The following is a 15,014-nucleotide window of genomic DNA, read 5'->3' as shown; positions in this document are numbered from 1 at the left end:
ATTTTAACGCCCTGGAACCTCCTTGATGGTTGATCACCTGATTGCATTTGCCACTGCCCACTACCTGCTTGTGGGCGCCTTCGTCATCCTGCTGGCGCTGCTGATCGCTCACGAACTGAGCCGCGGTGGTCGCAGCCTGAGCACGTCGGAGCTGACCGCGCTGGTCAACAAGGATGAGGCCGTCGTCGTCGATATTCGCCCGGCCAAGGATTATGCCGCCGGCCATATCGTTGGTGCCCTGAACATTCCTCAGGACAAGCTGATCGCGCGCTTGGCCGAGCTGGAAAAATACAAGGCCAAGACCATTATCCTGGTCGACGCCCAAGGCCAGCACTCGGGCACCCACGCCCGCGAGATGCTCAAGACCGGCTTCACCGCCGCCAAGCTGTCGGGTGGTATCAGCAGCTGGCGTGGCGATAACCTGCCGTTGGTGAAGTGATATGAGCCAGGTTGTCGTATATTCCAGCGATTATTGCCCGTTTTGCATTCGAGCCAAGCAGCTGCTGCAGAGCAAGAAGGTCGCCTTCGAAGAGATCAAGGTTGATGGCAAGCCTCAGGTGCGCGCCGAAATGGCCCAGAAGGCTGGCCGCACGTCGGTCCCGCAGATCTGGATCGGCACCCGGCATATCGGTGGTTGCGATGACCTGTTCGCTCTGGAGCGCGCCGGTAAACTTGATGCGCTGCTGTCCGTCTGACTGCCAACCCCTTAAGAACCCCAAGATAAAGAAGGATCTGCGATGACTGATCAACAGAACACCGAAGCAGCAGAAGCTCAAGGCCCACAGTTTTCGCTGCAGCGCATCTACGTGCGTGACCTGTCGTTCGAAGCGCCAAAAAGCCCGGCGATCTTCCGTCAGGAATGGACCCCAAGCGTTGCGCTGGACCTGAACACCCGTCAGAAAGCCCTGGAAGGCGACTTCCACGAAGTCGTGCTGACCCTGTCGGTTACCGTCAAGAATGGTGAAGAGGTCGCTTTCATCGCTGAAGTGCAACAGGCCGGTATCTTCCTGATCCAGGGCCTGGACGAAGCGTCCATGAGCCACACCCTGGGCGCGTTCTGCCCGAACATCCTGTTCCCGTATGCCCGTGAGACCCTGGACAGCCTGGTCACCCGTGGTTCGTTCCCGGCCCTGATGCTGGCCCCGGTGAACTTCGATGCCCTGTACGCCCAAGAGCTGCAGCGCATGCAACAGGAAGGCGCTCCGACCGTTCAATGATTTTTTGAGCGGCGCCGATCAAAAATGTGGGAGCGGGCTTGGGTGGGAACTGGCTTGCCTGCGATAGCATCACTGCGGTGTGACTGACACACCGAGGTGCCTGCATCGCGGGCAAGCCCGGCTCCCACCCAAGCCCCCTCCCACATTTGTTTTGCGTTTTATTTAAAGCCCAGTTGTCGCCAGCCTTCGTAAACAGCGACGGCCACGGTGTTCGACAGGTTCAGGCTGCGGCAGCCTTCACGCATCGGCAAGCGCAGGCGATGGCCATCGGGCAATGCGTCAAGCACCTCGGCCGGCAGGCCTCGGCTCTCCGGGCCGAACAGGAACGCGTCGCCCTCGGCAAAGCTGGCATCGTGAAACGGCCGCGAGCCCTTGGTGGTGAACGCGAACAGCCGAGGGTGGCCCAGGCTCTCCAGGCAACTGGCCAGGTCGGCATGGCGCTTGAGGGTGGCGTACTCGTGGTAGTCCAGCCCGGCGCGGCGCAGGCGCTTGTCGTCCATGTCAAAGCCCAGCGGCTCGATCAAATGCAGGTGGCAGCCACTGTTGGCGCACAGCCTGATAACGTTGCCGGTATTCGGCGGAATTTCTGGTTGAAAAAGGATGACGTGAAACATGCACGGCTCCGAAGGCAAAGATGCGCTGCATTCTACCCCCGAAGACGACCCGAGACCGAAGCTATTGCCGAGGGTGTTGGGCTCATTGGCGATTGTCGGCTTGATGATTGGCTTGATGATCGGTCGCTTGACCACCCCCGAGCCGCTTGAGCTGCAACAGGTAGAACCTGCGGCGGATGGTTTGGTGGTGTGGTTCAACGACGAACCCAAGCTGCACGGCGAGCATATCGACGGCACCGTGGCGTTGCTGTTTGACGCCCAGGGCAAGGCTGCCAGCGGGCAGCTCAAGGTCAATGACAAGGACGTGAATTGGCGCATCCGCAAGACCGATGCTGGCCTGCTGCTGAACCTGGTGGCGGCTCGGCCGTTGCGTGGGGAGTGGAGCGGTGCAGAGGTCGATGGCCGCTGGCGGCTGGAGATCCATCTCCAAGAGCAATAAAAGAGGGAGTTCCCGGCCTGCCTGTACCAGGGCTCCCAAAACGGGGTGAAGCCTAAGGCTTCGGTGTTAAAGAGGGGATTCTCGGCCTGCCTGTACCAAGGTCCCCGAAACTGGGTAGTACTGGGGTTATTGCAGGGGGCGTGCCAAAACTTGCAATTGCTGCTGGAAAAAAATGCCAAAAAGCGCAAAGCCCCGGAATACGGGGCTTTGTTTGTTTCTACTGCCAAGAAATTTGTAGCGAAAGCGATAGGCGAGTTTTCTGGTCTGTGCTCAATGCCGGTTCATCGTGCATTGAAGCGGTGCACAGTCTGCAGGCACAAAACCAATGTGGGAGCTGGCTTGCCTGCGATGACGGCGTGTCAGCCCTATACCGGGTGACTGACACACCGTCATCGCGGGCAAGCCCGGCTCCCACACGGGACCTTCAGCGGTCTTGGGGTTCAGGCTTCATCACCCTCGTCATCATCCCCACCATCCACCTTCATCCCCAATTCCTTGATCTTGCGCGTCAGGGTATTGCGCCCCCAACCCAGCAGCACGGCGGCATCACGGCGGCGGCCGGCGGTGTGTTTGAGCGCGGTCTCGATCATGATCCGCTCGAACGCTGGCACGGCGCTGTCCAGCAGGTTCGACTGGCCGCGTGCCAAGGCCTGGTCGGCCCATTGGCGCAGCGCCTGTTCCCAGTTGGTCACGGGAGCCGAGTCCTGCGGCAGGCTCAGCAGCTCCGGCGGCAGGTCGCTGATGTGCACTTCGCGCCCGGAGGCCATTACGGTGATCCAGCGGCAGGTGTTCTCCAGCTGGCGCACGTTGCCGGGCCACGGCAGATTCTTGAGGTATTCCTCGGTCTCGCTTTTGAGCAGCTTGGGCTCCACCGCCAGCTCCAGGGCGGCGCGGCTGAGGAAATGGCGGGCGAGGGTAGGGATATCTTCGCGGCGGTCCGACATGCGCGGAATGTGGATGCGGATCACGTTGAGGCGGTGGAACAAGTCCTCACGGAATTTACCCGCATGCACCAGTGTTTCCAGGTTCTGGTGGGTGGCCGCGATGATGCGCACATCCACCTTCACCGGCGTATGCCCGCCCACACGATAGAACTCGCCGTCAGCCAGCACCCGCAGCAAGCGAGTCTGGGTGTCGGCCGGCATGTCGCCGATTTCATCAAGGAACAGTGTGCCGCCGTCCGCCTGTTCAAAACGTCCGCGACGCAGGTTGGCTGCCCCGGTGAACGCGCCTTTTTCATGGCCGAACAGCTCGGACTCCATCAAATCCTTGGGAATCGCCGCCATATTCAGTGCGATAAACGGCGAGGCCGCCCGAGGGCTGTGGCGGTGCAGGGCGTGGGCCACCAGTTCTTTACCGGTCCCCGATTCGCCGTTGATCAGCACGGTGATGTTGGAATGACTCAAGCGCCCGATGGCGCGAAACACTTCCTGCATCGCCGGCGCCTCCCCGATGATTTCCGGAGTACGGGTCAGGGTCGGCGGCGCTTCCTGGTTCTGTTGTTCCTGGGCGTGCTGGTTGGCGCGTTTGACCAGCGCTACCGCCTCATCCACGTCAAATGGCTTGGGCAGGTATTCAAAGGCGCCGCCCTGATAGGACGCGACAGCGCTGTCCAGGTCCGAGTGGGCGGTCATGATGATCACCGGCAAGCGCGGGTGCTGCTCGCGAATGCGCGCCAGCAAGTCCAGGCCACTGGCCCCAGGCATGCGGATATCGGAAATGATCACGTCCGGTTGCTGACGTGCCAGGCGGCTCATCACCCCATCGGCGCTGTCGAAGCTCTGGGTGGTCATGCCTTCTTGTTGCAAGGCTTTTTCGAGGACCCAGCGGATAGAACGGTCGTCGTCGACGATCCAGACAGTTTCACTACGGCTCATGTCGTGGGGGCTCCTTGTTCCAATGGCAGGAAGATCGAGAACGTGGTGTGGCCGGGGTGGCTATCACATTCGATCAGGCCCTGGTGCTGGCTGATGATGTTCTGGGTAATGGCCAGGCCCAGCCCGGTACCGTCCGGGCGGCCGCTGACCATGGGAAAAAAGATGGTTTCCTGCAGCTCCGCAGGAATGCCGGGGCCGTTGTCGATGATCTCGACCTTGGTCACCAGGCGATGGCGCACATGGCCGATGGTGAACTGGCGCAGGGCGCGGGTGCGCAAACTGATGCGGCCCAGGCGCAGCTCGTTCTGGCTGCTGATGGCCTGCATGGCGTTGCGCACGATGTTGAGCACCGCCTGGATCATCTGCTCGCGGTCGATCAACACGTCGGGAATGCTTGGGTCGTAGTCGCGCACCAAGGTGATGCAACCTTGGCTTTCGGCCTCGACCAATTGGCAGACGCGCTCCAGCACCTCATGCACGTTGGTCATCGCCAGGGACGGCAGCTTGTTGGAGCCGAGCATACGGTCTACCAGGTTACGCAGACGGTCGGCTTCTTCGATGATGACGTTGGTGTAGTCCTTGAGGTGCTCGTCCGGCAGCTCGCGGGACAACAACTGTGCCGCGCCGCGAATGCCGCCCAACGGGTTCTTGATCTCATGGGCGAGGCCGCGCACCAGCATCTTGCTGGTTTCCTGCTTGGACAGCTGTGCTTCCTCCTTGGTGATACGCAGCAGGCGGTCGCGGGGGTGGACTTCGAGCAGCAACAGGGTCGCGCCATTGCTCAGGATTGGGGTTACGGCGTAGTCGACGGTCAACGTTTGCCCGGTCAGCGCGGTGAGCATCGCTTCGCGCTTGGTGAACGGGTGTGCCTGCTCCACGGCCTGGCGCAACGAGCTCAAGGCTTCGGCCGACTCGGTGAACAATTCGCTGATGAACTGCCCATGGCTGCGCTGGCCGCTGATCGCCAGGAGCATCTCCGCCGCCGGGTTCATGTACTCAAGGCGCAGGTCGGCATTGAGCAGGATGGTCGCGGTGGTCAGGTTGTCGAGTAACAAACGGTGCAGTGCATCGCTGATGGTCATCGGGACCTCTTTTGGAGCAAGGCGCGGGCTTGAGGCACACGCTGATACAAGGAAAATGCAAAAACCAAACCAAGGCTCCGAAAAGAAGCGCTAATGCCCTGAAATAAGGGGTTCAGGCGCGAAACTGTGGCGTTCTGCCAGCCTCAACGGGAAGTTTCGAACCAAAATGGGCTGGGCAATTGAGAAGGGTGCAGGCTATCGCACCAATATAGTGCGGTTTTGTGAAGGTTGTTCAGCCACTGAAGATTGAAGGCAAATCGCAGTCAGTGTGGGAGCTGGCTTGCCTGCGATAGCTGTGGTGCATTCAACACCGTTATCGCAGGCAAGCCCGCTCCCACATTTTTAATTGGATTTGCAGTCCTTTTAACCTTTATAGATGCAAAGCTCGGCGGTGGCGCGGATCATCGCCAGCTGGCGCAGCGGATCATTCAGCGGTTCGTGCACGGCCTCGGCCAGCCATTGGGGGCATTTGGGGTCTGTGCGCAGGGGCGTGAAGTCAGCCAGCTGCTGCAGCAGCCTTTTTTGCAGCGCGTCCAATTGCGGGCGAATCTGCTGGACCAGGTCCGGGCGCGGGTCGTCGGGCGCTTTGCCCTGGAACTGCCAGTCGGACAGGTGGGTATATTGCACCAGTTTGTTGGCTTCGATCTGGGCGGCGAAGAACTGCTCGGCAGCGGCCGGGTCCAGCTTGTAGCTCGGCGCCTGGGCAGTGACGCTGGCGATCACCTCTTGTTCGCGCTTCTTGTCCTCCACGGGCTTGTGGCTGTCCCACTTGCTCAGTGCTACCTGGTCGGCAATCTCAAGGCGTTCGGCGATGCTGTTGAGCAGGGGTTCGAGCGTAGGCGGCGCAGCGCTCGCACTGGCACTGATGAACAGCAGGGCAAATACAAGTCGATATCTCAAAGGTGATCTCCTGTGGGAGCGGGCTTGCCCGCGATGGCGGTGTGTCAGTGATACAGCAGGTGGCCGGCAGTGCGCTATCGCAGGCAAGCCAGCTCCCACACTTTGATTGGGTTTGAAGAGTTGGGCTAGCGTAACGCCCAGGCAAAAAAAAGACCTCCCGAAGGAGGTCTTTTTCATCACGCTGCCTCAAGCAGCGCTACCGGATCAGCAGCTGTAGTACAGCTCGTATTCCAGTGGGTGTACGAAGGTGCGTACTTTGATTTCTTCTTCGCTTTTCAGGGCGATGTAAGCGTCGATGAAGTCGTCGCTGAAAACGCCGCCTTTGGTCAGGAACGCACGGCCCTTGTCCAGCTCTTCCAGAGCTTCTTTCAGGCTGCCGCACACTTGTGGGATCTCTTTGGCCTCTTCAGGCGGCAGGTCGTACAAGTTTTTGTCGGCGGCGTCGCCAGGGTGGATCTTGTTCTGGATACCGTCCAGGCCGGCCATCATCAGGGCGGCGAAGGCCAGGTAAGGGTTGGCAGCCGGGTCTGGGAAGCGCGCTTCGATACGACGGCCTTTAGGGCTGTTGACGTAAGGAATACGGATCGAGGCGGAGCGGTTGCGTGCCGAGTAGGCCAGCATCACCGGCGCTTCAAAACCTGGGACCAGACGCTTGTAGGAGTTGGTCGACGGGTTGGTGAAGCCGTTCAGGGCCTTGCCGTGCTTGATGATGCCGCCGATGAAGTACAGGGCGGTATCGGACAGGCCGGCATAGCCTTCGCCGGCGAAGGTGTTCTTGCCGTCTTTGGAAATCGATACGTGAACGTGCATGCCCGAGCCGTTATCGCCGTACAGCGGCTTAGGCATGAAGGTAGCGGTGCGGCCATAGGCATCGGCAACGTTGTGTACGCAGTATTTCAGGGTTTGAACTTCGTCAGCCTTCTTCACCAGCGTGTTGAATTTCACGCCGATTTCGTTCTGGCCGGCAGTCGCCACTTCGTGGTGGTGAACTTCAACGGTCTGGCCCATTTCTTCCAGTGCGTTGCACATGGAGGTACGGATTTCATGGTCGAAGTCGAACGGTGGTACTGGGAAGTAGCCGCCTTTCACGCCTGGACGGTGGCCTTTGTTGCCGCCTTCCACGTCCTGGTCGGACATCCACGAACCTTGCTCGGAGAAAATCTTGAACATGGAGCCGGAGATGTCGGATTTGAACTTCACCGAGTCGAAGATGAAGAACTCTGGCTCAGGGCCGAAGAATGCGGTGTCGCCGATACCGGTGGACTTCAGGTATTCCTCGGCACGGTGGGCGATGGCGCGTGGGTCGCGGTCATAGCCTTGCATGGTCGAAGGCTCGATGATGTCGCACACCAGGATCAGGGTTGGCTCTTCGGTGAACGGGTCGAGTACGGCGGTGCTGTCGTCTGGCAGCAAGATCATGTCGGAGGCTTCGATGCCTTTCCAGCCGGCGATGGAGGAACCGTCGAACATCTTGCCGACTTCGAAGAAGTCATCTTCCAGCGCATCGCGAGCCGGCATGGTCACGTGGTGCTGAGTGCCTTTTGTGTCCGTGAAGCGCAGATCAATCCATTTAACGTCATGATCTTTGATGAGTTGAACCGACTTCGACATGGTGTCCTCCGGGTGGCTTCGGGCTTGGGTAGTGGAGTTAGCCCTTAGAATTTGGGTGATGCCGGCGCGGATACTCCGCCAAGGCAACCTGCCTCACAAGAGAGCAAATTGCATGCCAGTGCGCCAACATGGCCGTTTTGCCTCAAAATAGCCCCTATAACGGTGCAATCGGCAAAAACGGCATAAATCGCGCACTGCAATGTAGCGTTTATTTGTGTAAATGACCCGTTTTGGTGCATTGCGTAGGCAATGCATATTAACTGGTTAAACCTTGAGCGATTTCCGCTATAATCCGCGCCCCCCTTTTTCAGCAGGCCCGGCGCGCGCTGTTTCCATGAAATTAATCGTTAAAGTCTTCCCCGAGATCACCATCAAAAGCCGACCGGTACGGACGCGTTTCATCCGTCAGTTGGCCAAGAACATCCGTGCCGTGCTCCGTGACCTGGACCCGGCTGTGGTGGTGAACGGCGTGTGGGACAACCTCGAGCTGGAAACCCGCATTACCGACGCCAAAGCCTTGAAGGACATGACCGAGCGCCTGAGCTGCATGCCGGGCATCGCGCATTTCCTGCAGGTGGATGAGTACCCGCTGGGCGACTTCGACGACATCACCGAAAAGTGCAAGCAGCACTACGGCAATGCGCTTGAAGGCAAGATTTTTTCGGTGCGTTGCAAGCGTGCCGGCAAGCACCCGTTCAGCTCCATGGATGTCGAGAAATACGTCGGCAGCAAGCTGCGTCGCGAGTGCGGTGCCGCTGGAATTTCCCTCAAAGCGCCGCAAATTGAAGTGCGCATGGAAATTCGCGACCAACGGTTGTTCGTGATCCACAGCCAGCACAACAGCATCGGCGGCTACCCGCTGGGTGCCTTGGAACAGACCCTGGTATTGATGTCCGGCGGTTTCGATTCCACGGTGGCGGCCTACCAGATCATGCGTCGCGGCCTGATGAGCCATTTCTGCTTCTTCAACCTGGGCGGGCGTGCACACGAATTGGGCGTGATGGAAGTCGCGCACTTTATCTGGAAGAAGTACGGCAGCTCCCAGCGCGTGCTATTTGTAAGCGTGCCGTTCGAGGAAGTGCTGGGCGAAATTCTCGGCAAAGTCGATAACAGTCATATGGGCGTAGTATTGAAGCGTATGATGTTGCGCGCTGCGTCCCGAATCGCCGATCAATTGCAGATCGACGCCCTGGTGACCGGCGAAGCGATTTCCCAGGTTTCCAGCCAGACGCTGCCGAACCTGTCGATCATTGATTGCGTGACCGAGAAGCTGGTGCTGCGCCCGCTGATCGCCAGCCACAAGCAGGACATCATCGACCTGGCCGAGCAAATCGGCACCGCCGACTTTGCCAAGCATATGCCTGAATACTGCGGGGTCATTTCGGTGAACCCCAAGACCCACGCCAAGCGTCACCGCGTGGAGCATGAAGAAAAAGAATTCGACATGGCGATTCTGGAGCGTGCGCTCGAGAACGCCAAGCTGGTCCCAATCGATCGAGTGATCGACGAATTGGGCCAGGATGTGCAGATCGAAGAAGTCAGCGAAGCCCTGGCCGGCCAGATCATCATCGACATCCGTCACCCGGATGCCGCCGACGACGAGCCGCTGGAGATTCCTGGCATCGACGTACAAACGCTGCCGTTCTATGCATTGAACGCGCGTTTCAAGGAACTGGATGACAGCCGTCAGTACCTGCTGTATTGCGACAAAGGCGTGATGAGTCGCCTGCATGCCCACCATTTGCTCAGTGAGGGGCATGCCAATGTGCGCGTTTATCGACCGAGCTAAGAGCCCGGGGCTGTTTGCCTGTGGCCTGCGTCACCGGCCCCCCGACTCTGCCGTCAAGCTGTAACGGCAAGGCCTGACTCTACTGTTAATCGCTGCCACGACCTGTCAGCACACCGAATCCTCTGATCGAGATACACAAGTGATCGAAAATCTACGTAACATCGCCATCATTGCTCACGTTGACCATGGTAAAACCACCCTGGTAGACAAACTCCTGCGTCAATCCGGCACCCTGGAGCGCAACGAGCTCAACGACGAGCGCGTGATGGACTCCAACGACCAGGAAAAAGAGCGCGGTATTACCATCCTGGCTAAAAACACCGCTATCAACTGGAACGGCTACCACATCAACATCGTGGATACCCCGGGCCACGCCGACTTCGGCGGCGAAGTAGAACGCGTAATGTCGATGGTTGACTCCGTTCTGCTGCTGGTTGACGCTCAAGACGGCCCTATGCCGCAAACCCGTTTCGTGACCAAGAAGGCTTTCGAAGCCGGCCTGCGTCCGATCGTGTGCATCAACAAGGTTGACCGTCCAGGCGCGCGTCCGGACTGGGTTCTGGACCAGATCTTCGACCTGTTCGACAACCTGGGTGCTACCGAAGAACAGCTGGACTTCCAAGTCATCTACGCCTCGGCCCTGAACGGTATTGCTGGTCTTGACCACACCGACATGGCTGAAGACATGACCCCGCTGTACCAGTCGATCGTCGACAACGTACCAGCACCGAAAGTCGACCGTGAAGGCCCGTTCCAGATGCAAATCTCGGCACTGGACTACAACAGCTTCCTGGGTGTTATCGGCGTTGGCCGTATCGCTCGTGGTAGCGTCAAGCCGAACACCCCGGTTGTTGCTATCGGCGCTGACGGCAAGAAGCGTAACGGTCGTATCCTGAAGCTGATGGGTCACCACGGCCTGCACCGCATCGACGTTGAAGAAGCTTTCGCTGGCGACATCGTATGCGTGAGCGGTATGGACTCGCTGTTCATCTCCGACACCCTGTGCCAGCCGGACAACGTCGAGGCGATGAAGCCTCTGACCGTTGACGAGCCAACCGTTTCCATGACCTTCCAGGTAAACGACTCGCCTTTCTGCGGTAAAGAAGGCAAGTTCGTGACCTCCCGTAACATCAAGGAGCGTCTGGACAAAGAGCTGCTGTACAACGTTGCTCTGCGCGTTGAAGAAGGCGACTCGGCTGACAAGTTCAAGGTCTCCGGCCGTGGTGAGCTGCACCTCTCGGTACTGATCGAAACCATGCGTCGCGAAGGCTTCGAAATGGGTGTTGGTCGTCCGGAAGTGATCATCCGTCAGGTTGACGGCGTGAAGCAGGAACCGTTCGAAAACGTCACCATTGACACCCCTGAAGAATCCCAGGGCAAGGTCATGGAAGAGATGGGCCTGCGTAAGGGCGACCTGACCAACATGGTGCCGGATGGCAAAGGCCGTGTGCGTCTGGAATACAACATCCCTGCTCGTGGTCTGATCGGTTTCCGTAACCAGTTCCTGACCCTGACCAACGGTGCTGGCATCCTGACCTCGATCTTCGATCGCTACGACACCATGAAGTCCGGCGACATGTCCGGCCGTCAGAACGGTGTTCTGGTATCGGTAGAAACCGGCAAGGCGCTGACCTACTCCCTGGAAACCCTCCAGGCGCGTGGCAAGCTGTTCGTTGAACACGGTCAAGAGATCTACAACGGCCAGATCGTTGGTCTGAACAGCCGTGACAACGACATGGGCGTCAACCCAACCAAAGGCAAGAAGCTCGACAACATGCGTGCTTCGGGCAAAGACGAAACCATCGCTCTGGTTCCACCTGTTCGCTTCACCCTGGAACAGGCCCTGGAATTCATCCAGGACGACGAGCTGTGCGAAGTCACGCCTAAGTCGATCCGCCTGCGTAAGAAGATCCTGGACGAAGGCGAGCGTACCCGCGCTGCCAAGAAAGCCAAGAACTGAGTTAACTCAGGCTGAATGAAAAACGCCCCCGGTCGAAAGGCCGGGGGCGTTTTTTTATGCCTGCAGGTTTTGTGGTGACTGTGCCGTTGTGATCGTTCCCACGCTCCGCGTGGGAACGCCGCGTGGGACGCTCCGCGTCCTGCTTTCAAGAGCGGACGCAGAGCGTCCACAGCTGCATTCCCACGCAGAGCGTGGGAACGATCAAAAACTTAGAACTTGTCGAGGGTCTTGAAGTTAGTCTCGCGCACCACTTCCTTGGGCTTATACGCGCAATACCCCGGCCGCGGCCCGATTTTCGGGTGGTTGCGGCACGTATCCGGGCGCTTGTCATAAATAGTGCAAAAGCGCGTCTTACGATCCAGGTACAGGCAGTCGTTGTTGCTCATGCGCTGCAGGGTAAAAATTTCGGACTTGTTGTTGTATCGCTCGACGATGCCTTCTTTCTGCAAACGCTTGGCGATGTTCTTCGGCGGATCGCCGCGCTCGAACTCATCGACGATGCCAATGCGGATCAGGTCCTTGATCTTCACCTCAACCGGCAGGGTGCAGCAGCTGGACACGCAGCCGCCGCACATGTGGGCGGAATATTTCTGCCAGGTCTCTAAACGGTCGAGTTCCGCGGCGGCGATCAGTTGAGGCTTCATCAGGGTTCCAGGGTGGGGCGGTATACGGGCGCGGGATCATACCGGGATTGGTGGTTTTTTGAACAATATTTTGCAGGTTTCAGCTCAAAGGTTTGGCCACTGCCTGATCGGGCACGACCCCTGCATCATATTCAGTCCATGGCGAATGAGTTAAAAAACTGCCGAACCAGCACGTCTACCGTCTGTCAGACCGACTAGGCTCTAGCAACTCCTTCAATCTCGCCCGAGGTCGCACCGATGTCTCAGGAACCGCTTGCACGAGAAGCAGAGGTAGCCGCATTCCGCGATGCTGTCTTGACCAAACTCACCTACGCGGTGGGCAAGGACCCGGATCACGCCTTCGACCATGACTGGTTCGAAGCCATTGCCCTGGCCGCCCGCGACCAGATGGTCGACCACTGGATGGACCACACGCGGCGTATTTATCGCAAAGGCCAGAAGCGTGTTTATTACCTGTCCCTGGAATTTCTCATCGGCCGCTTGCTCTACGACAGCCTGAGCAACCTGGGTGTGCTGGAGATCGCTCGCGAAGCGCTGTCGGAGCTGGGCGTGGATCTGGAGCGCATCCGCCTGCTGGAGCCCGACGCGGCGCTCGGCAACGGTGGTCTGGGCCGTCTGGCGGCGTGCTTTATGGAAAGCATGTCGACGCTGGGCATTGCGGGCCACGGTTACGGCATTCGTTATGAACACGGCTTGTTCCGCCAGGCCATTGTCGACGGTTGGCAGCAGGAGCAGACCGAACGCTGGCTGGATTTCGGCAACCCTTGGGAATTCGAGCGCGCCGAGGTGATTTACCCGATCGGCTTTGGCGGGAGCGTTGAAACCATTGCGGACGCCTCCGGCAAGATGATCCAGGTGTGGTCGCCCAACGAAACCGTACGTGCCGTGGCCTATGACACGCCGGTCGTCGGTTGGCGCGGGGCCAGCGTCAACACCCTGCGCCTCTGGCGTGCACGGGCCGTAGAAGACCTGCACCTGGAGCGCTTCAACGCAGGTGACCATTTAGGCGCCGTCGCCGAAGTGGCCCGCGCCGAAAGCATCTCCCGAGTGCTTTACCCGGCCGACAGCACCGAAGCAGGGCAGGAACTGCGCCTGCGCCAGGAATATTTCTTCGTCTCCGCGTCCCTGCAGGACTTGTTGCGCCGCCACAAGAACATGCACGGTTCGGTATTGAGCCTGGGCGAGCACGCCGCCATCCAACTCAACGACACCCACCCGTCCATCGCCGTGGCCGAGTTGATGCGCCAGCTGGTCGATTTGCATGACATTCCCTGGGAAGCCGCGTGGGATGTCACCGTCGAGACCCTTTCGTATACCAACCACACCCTGCTGCCCGAAGCGCTGGAAACCTGGCCGGTAGGTTTGATGGAACGCATGCTGCCCCGGCACATGCAGATCATCTACCTGATCAACGCCCAGCATATCGACTCGCTGCGTGCCAAAGGCATACACGACTTCGACGTCTTGCGCGCTGTGTCGCTGATCGAAGAAGACAACGGCCGCCGCGTGCGCATGGGCAACCTGGCGTTCCTGGGCTCCCATAGCGTCAACGGCGTGTCCGGTTTGCATACCCAACTGATGCGCAGCACGGTGTTCTCCGAGCTGCACAAGCTCTACCCCGAGCGCATTAACAACAAAACCAACGGCATTACCTTCCGTCGTTGGCTGTATCAGGCCAACCCCAAGTTGACCGATATGCTGGTGGAAGCCCTGGGCCCGGATATTCTCGACCAGCCCGAGCAGCGTCTTATCGAGTTGGAACCCTTTGCCGAGAAACCGGCCTTCCGCAAAGCGTTCGCTGAGCAGCGCCTGCACAGCAAGCGCGCCCTGGCGCAGATCATCCATGAGCGCCTGGGCATTGCGATCAACCCGGCGGCGATGTTCGACGTGCAGGTCAAGCGCATCCACGAATACAAGCGCCAACTGCTCAACCTGCTGCACACCGTGGCGCTGTACCAGGCGATCCGTGCCGAGCCGGGCATCGACTGGGTGCCTCGGGTCAAGATCTTTGCCGGCAAGGCGGCAGCCAGCTACCACCAGGCCAAGCTGATCATCAAGCTGACCAACGACATCGCCCGCACCGTCAACAACGACCCGACCGTGCGCGGCCTGCTCAAGGTGGTGTTCCTGCCCAACTACAACGTCAGCCTGGCGGAAAGCATCATTCCGGCAGCGGATTTGTCGGAGCAGATTTCCACCGCCGGTTTCGAAGCGTCCGGCACCAGCAACATGAAGTTCGGCCTCAACGGCGCGCTGACCATCGGCACCATGGACGGCGCCAACGTGGAGATGCACGAGCGTGTCGGCGCCGAGCACATGTTTATCTTTGGCCTCAGTGCCCAGCAGGTGGAGGCCCGCAAACACGCCGGCGAGTTCAACGCCGGGCCGGATATCGCTGCCTCCCATCGTTTGAATGATGTGCTGCAAGCGATCCGTGGCGGGGTGTTTTCGCCGGACGACCCGGGCCGCTATGTGGGCCTGATCGATGGGCTGATCGACTACGACCGGTTCCTGGTGTGTGCCGACTTTGACGCCTACTGGGACGCCCAGGCGCGGGTCGAGGCGCATTGGCACGACTCCAAGGCCTGGTGGCGCTCGGCCGTGCTCAACACAGCGCGCATGGGCTGGTTCAGCTCGGACCGCACCATCCGCGAATATGCCACCGAGATCTGGAAAGCCCTCGACTGACGGCCGCGGTTAAAAATGTGGGAGGGGGCTTGCCCCCGATAGCGGTTGATCAGTCACTCATGCATTGACTGAATGACCGCAATCGGGGGCAAGCCCCCTCTCACATCAAGCCTGGTCGTGAACTCTATTGGCGTTAAATCCTCTGATTAGAGGAAATCAGCCTCGACTCGCGCTAAACTGCGCGGGTTTTCAG

13 protein-coding genes are annotated in these 15,014 nt (G+C 59.3%); 7 read left to right on the top strand and 6 right to left on the bottom strand.

Annotated features, from left to right (window positions below; genetic code table 11):
• Positions 1 to 25 precede the first annotated feature (25 nt).
• Genes BOP96_RS04790 through secB form a run of 3 tightly spaced genes read left to right on the top strand, consistent with a single transcriptional unit; the run spans position 26 to position 1,217 of the window.
• The gene (locus BOP96_RS04790; protein WP_003187796.1) at positions 26 to 439 is read left to right on the top strand and encodes a rhodanese-like domain-containing protein; all 414 of its coding nucleotides are present in this window, start codon (positions 26 to 28) and stop codon (positions 437 to 439) included.
• Position 440: 1 nt separating this feature from the next.
• Positions 441 to 695: a glutaredoxin 3 gene (gene grxC / locus BOP96_RS04785; RefSeq protein ID WP_019819989.1), complete on the top strand. Its 255-nt coding sequence runs from the start codon at positions 441 to 443 to the stop codon at positions 693 to 695.
• A gap of 42 nt (positions 696 to 737) precedes the next feature.
• A complete protein-coding gene (gene secB, locus BOP96_RS04780) occupies positions 738 to 1,217 on the top strand; it encodes a protein-export chaperone SecB (RefSeq protein ID WP_014716520.1) in 480 nt (159 codons plus the stop codon).
• A gap of 158 nt (positions 1,218 to 1,375) precedes the next feature.
• Here secB and BOP96_RS04775 read toward each other — a convergent pair whose 3' ends face one another.
• Positions 1,376 to 1,831 carry a tRNA (cytidine(34)-2'-O)-methyltransferase gene (locus BOP96_RS04775; protein WP_003171120.1) on the bottom strand — a complete coding sequence of 152 codons (456 nt, stop codon included), beginning with the start codon at positions 1,829 to 1,831 and terminating at the stop codon, positions 1,376 to 1,378.
• On the opposite strand from BOP96_RS04775, the gene BOP96_RS04770 reads away from it, so the two are divergent.
• Positions 1,830 to 2,270, top strand: a complete 441-nt coding sequence (locus BOP96_RS04770; protein ID WP_019819992.1) for a hypothetical protein — start codon at positions 1,830 to 1,832, stop codon at positions 2,268 to 2,270. The two genes, BOP96_RS04775 and BOP96_RS04770, sit on opposite strands and share 2 nt — an antisense overlap.
• Positions 2,271 to 2,710: 440 nt before the next feature.
• On the opposite strand, the gene ntrC is transcribed toward BOP96_RS04770, so the two are convergent.
• The 4 genes from ntrC to glnA form a co-directional block, all read right to left on the bottom strand.
• Positions 2,711 to 4,147, bottom strand: coding sequence for a nitrogen regulation protein NR(I) (ntrC, locus tag BOP96_RS04760; protein WP_003187806.1), 1,437 nt, complete (start codon positions 4,145 to 4,147; stop codon positions 2,711 to 2,713).
• Positions 4,144 to 5,229: a nitrogen regulation protein NR(II) gene (glnL, locus tag BOP96_RS04755; RefSeq protein WP_073451963.1), complete on the bottom strand. Its 1,086-nt coding sequence runs from the start codon at positions 5,227 to 5,229 to the stop codon at positions 4,144 to 4,146. The genes ntrC and glnL overlap by 4 nt, the downstream gene beginning before the upstream one ends.
• 363 nt (positions 5,230 to 5,592) lie before the next feature.
• Positions 5,593 to 6,129: a chorismate mutase gene (locus tag BOP96_RS04750; protein ID WP_014716524.1), complete on the bottom strand. Its 537-nt coding sequence runs from the start codon at positions 6,127 to 6,129 to the stop codon at positions 5,593 to 5,595.
• 204 nt (positions 6,130 to 6,333) lie between these two features.
• A complete protein-coding gene (gene glnA / locus BOP96_RS04745; RefSeq protein WP_003187811.1) occupies positions 6,334 to 7,740 on the bottom strand; it encodes a type I glutamate--ammonia ligase in 1,407 nt (468 codons plus the stop codon).
• A gap of 334 nt (positions 7,741 to 8,074) precedes the next feature.
• On the opposite strand from glnA, the gene thiI reads away from it, so the two are divergent.
• Both thiI and typA read left to right on the top strand, forming a co-directional pair.
• Entirely contained in the window at positions 8,075 to 9,529 is a 1,455-nt protein-coding gene (thiI, locus tag BOP96_RS04735; RefSeq protein WP_014716525.1) for a tRNA uracil 4-sulfurtransferase ThiI, read from the top strand.
• 139 nt (positions 9,530 to 9,668) lie between these two features.
• On the top strand, positions 9,669 to 11,489 hold the full coding sequence (gene typA, locus BOP96_RS04730; RefSeq protein ID WP_014716526.1) for a translational GTPase TypA: 1,821 nt from the start codon (positions 9,669 to 9,671) through the stop codon (positions 11,487 to 11,489).
• Positions 11,490 to 11,698: 209 nt separating this feature from the next.
• Here typA and BOP96_RS04725 read toward each other — a convergent pair whose 3' ends face one another.
• The gene (locus BOP96_RS04725) at positions 11,699 to 12,133 is read right to left on the bottom strand and encodes a YkgJ family cysteine cluster protein (protein WP_003187815.1); all 435 of its coding nucleotides are present in this window, start codon (positions 12,131 to 12,133) and stop codon (positions 11,699 to 11,701) included.
• Between the two features lie 237 nt (positions 12,134 to 12,370).
• On the opposite strand from BOP96_RS04725, the gene BOP96_RS04720 reads away from it, so the two are divergent.
• Entirely contained in the window at positions 12,371 to 14,821 is a 2,451-nt protein-coding gene (locus BOP96_RS04720; protein ID WP_020302392.1) for a glycogen/starch/alpha-glucan phosphorylase, read from the top strand.
• The last annotated feature ends 193 nt before the right edge of the window (positions 14,822 to 15,014 follow it).

Origin of the sequence: Pseudomonas sp. FSL W5-0203, from assembly GCF_001896155.1 — a bacterium.
Classification (GTDB): Bacteria; Pseudomonadota; Gammaproteobacteria; order Pseudomonadales; family Pseudomonadaceae; genus Aquipseudomonas; species Aquipseudomonas paracarnis.
This window is presented reverse-complemented; position numbering and strand designations above follow the sequence as displayed.

Excerpts from the sequence above, each read along its gene's own strand:
- BOP96_RS04790 (WP_003187796.1), top strand. The coding sequence starts at position 26 with ATGGTTGATCACCTGATTGCATTTGCCACTGCCCACTACCTGCTTGTG.
- grxC (WP_019819989.1), top strand. The coding sequence starts at position 441 with ATGAGCCAGGTTGTCGTATATTCCAGCGATTATTGCCCGTTTTGCATT.
- secB (WP_014716520.1), top strand. The coding sequence starts at position 738 with ATGACTGATCAACAGAACACCGAAGCAGCAGAAGCTCAAGGCCCACAG.
- BOP96_RS04770 (WP_019819992.1), top strand. The coding sequence starts at position 1,830 with ATGCACGGCTCCGAAGGCAAAGATGCGCTGCATTCTACCCCCGAAGAC.
- BOP96_RS04775 (WP_003171120.1), bottom strand. The coding sequence starts at position 1,831 with ATGTTTCACGTCATCCTTTTTCAACCAGAAATTCCGCCGAATACCGGC.
- ntrC (WP_003187806.1), bottom strand. The coding sequence starts at position 4,147 with ATGAGCCGTAGTGAAACTGTCTGGATCGTCGACGACGACCGTTCTATC.
- glnL (WP_073451963.1), bottom strand. The coding sequence starts at position 5,229 with ATGACCATCAGCGATGCACTGCACCGTTTGTTACTCGACAACCTGACC.
- glnA (WP_003187811.1), bottom strand. The coding sequence starts at position 7,740 with ATGTCGAAGTCGGTTCAACTCATCAAAGATCATGACGTTAAATGGATT.
- thiI (WP_014716525.1), top strand. The coding sequence starts at position 8,075 with ATGAAATTAATCGTTAAAGTCTTCCCCGAGATCACCATCAAAAGCCGA.
- BOP96_RS04725 (WP_003187815.1), bottom strand. The coding sequence starts at position 12,133 with ATGAAGCCTCAACTGATCGCCGCCGCGGAACTCGACCGTTTAGAGACC.
- BOP96_RS04720 (WP_020302392.1), top strand. The coding sequence starts at position 12,371 with ATGTCTCAGGAACCGCTTGCACGAGAAGCAGAGGTAGCCGCATTCCGC.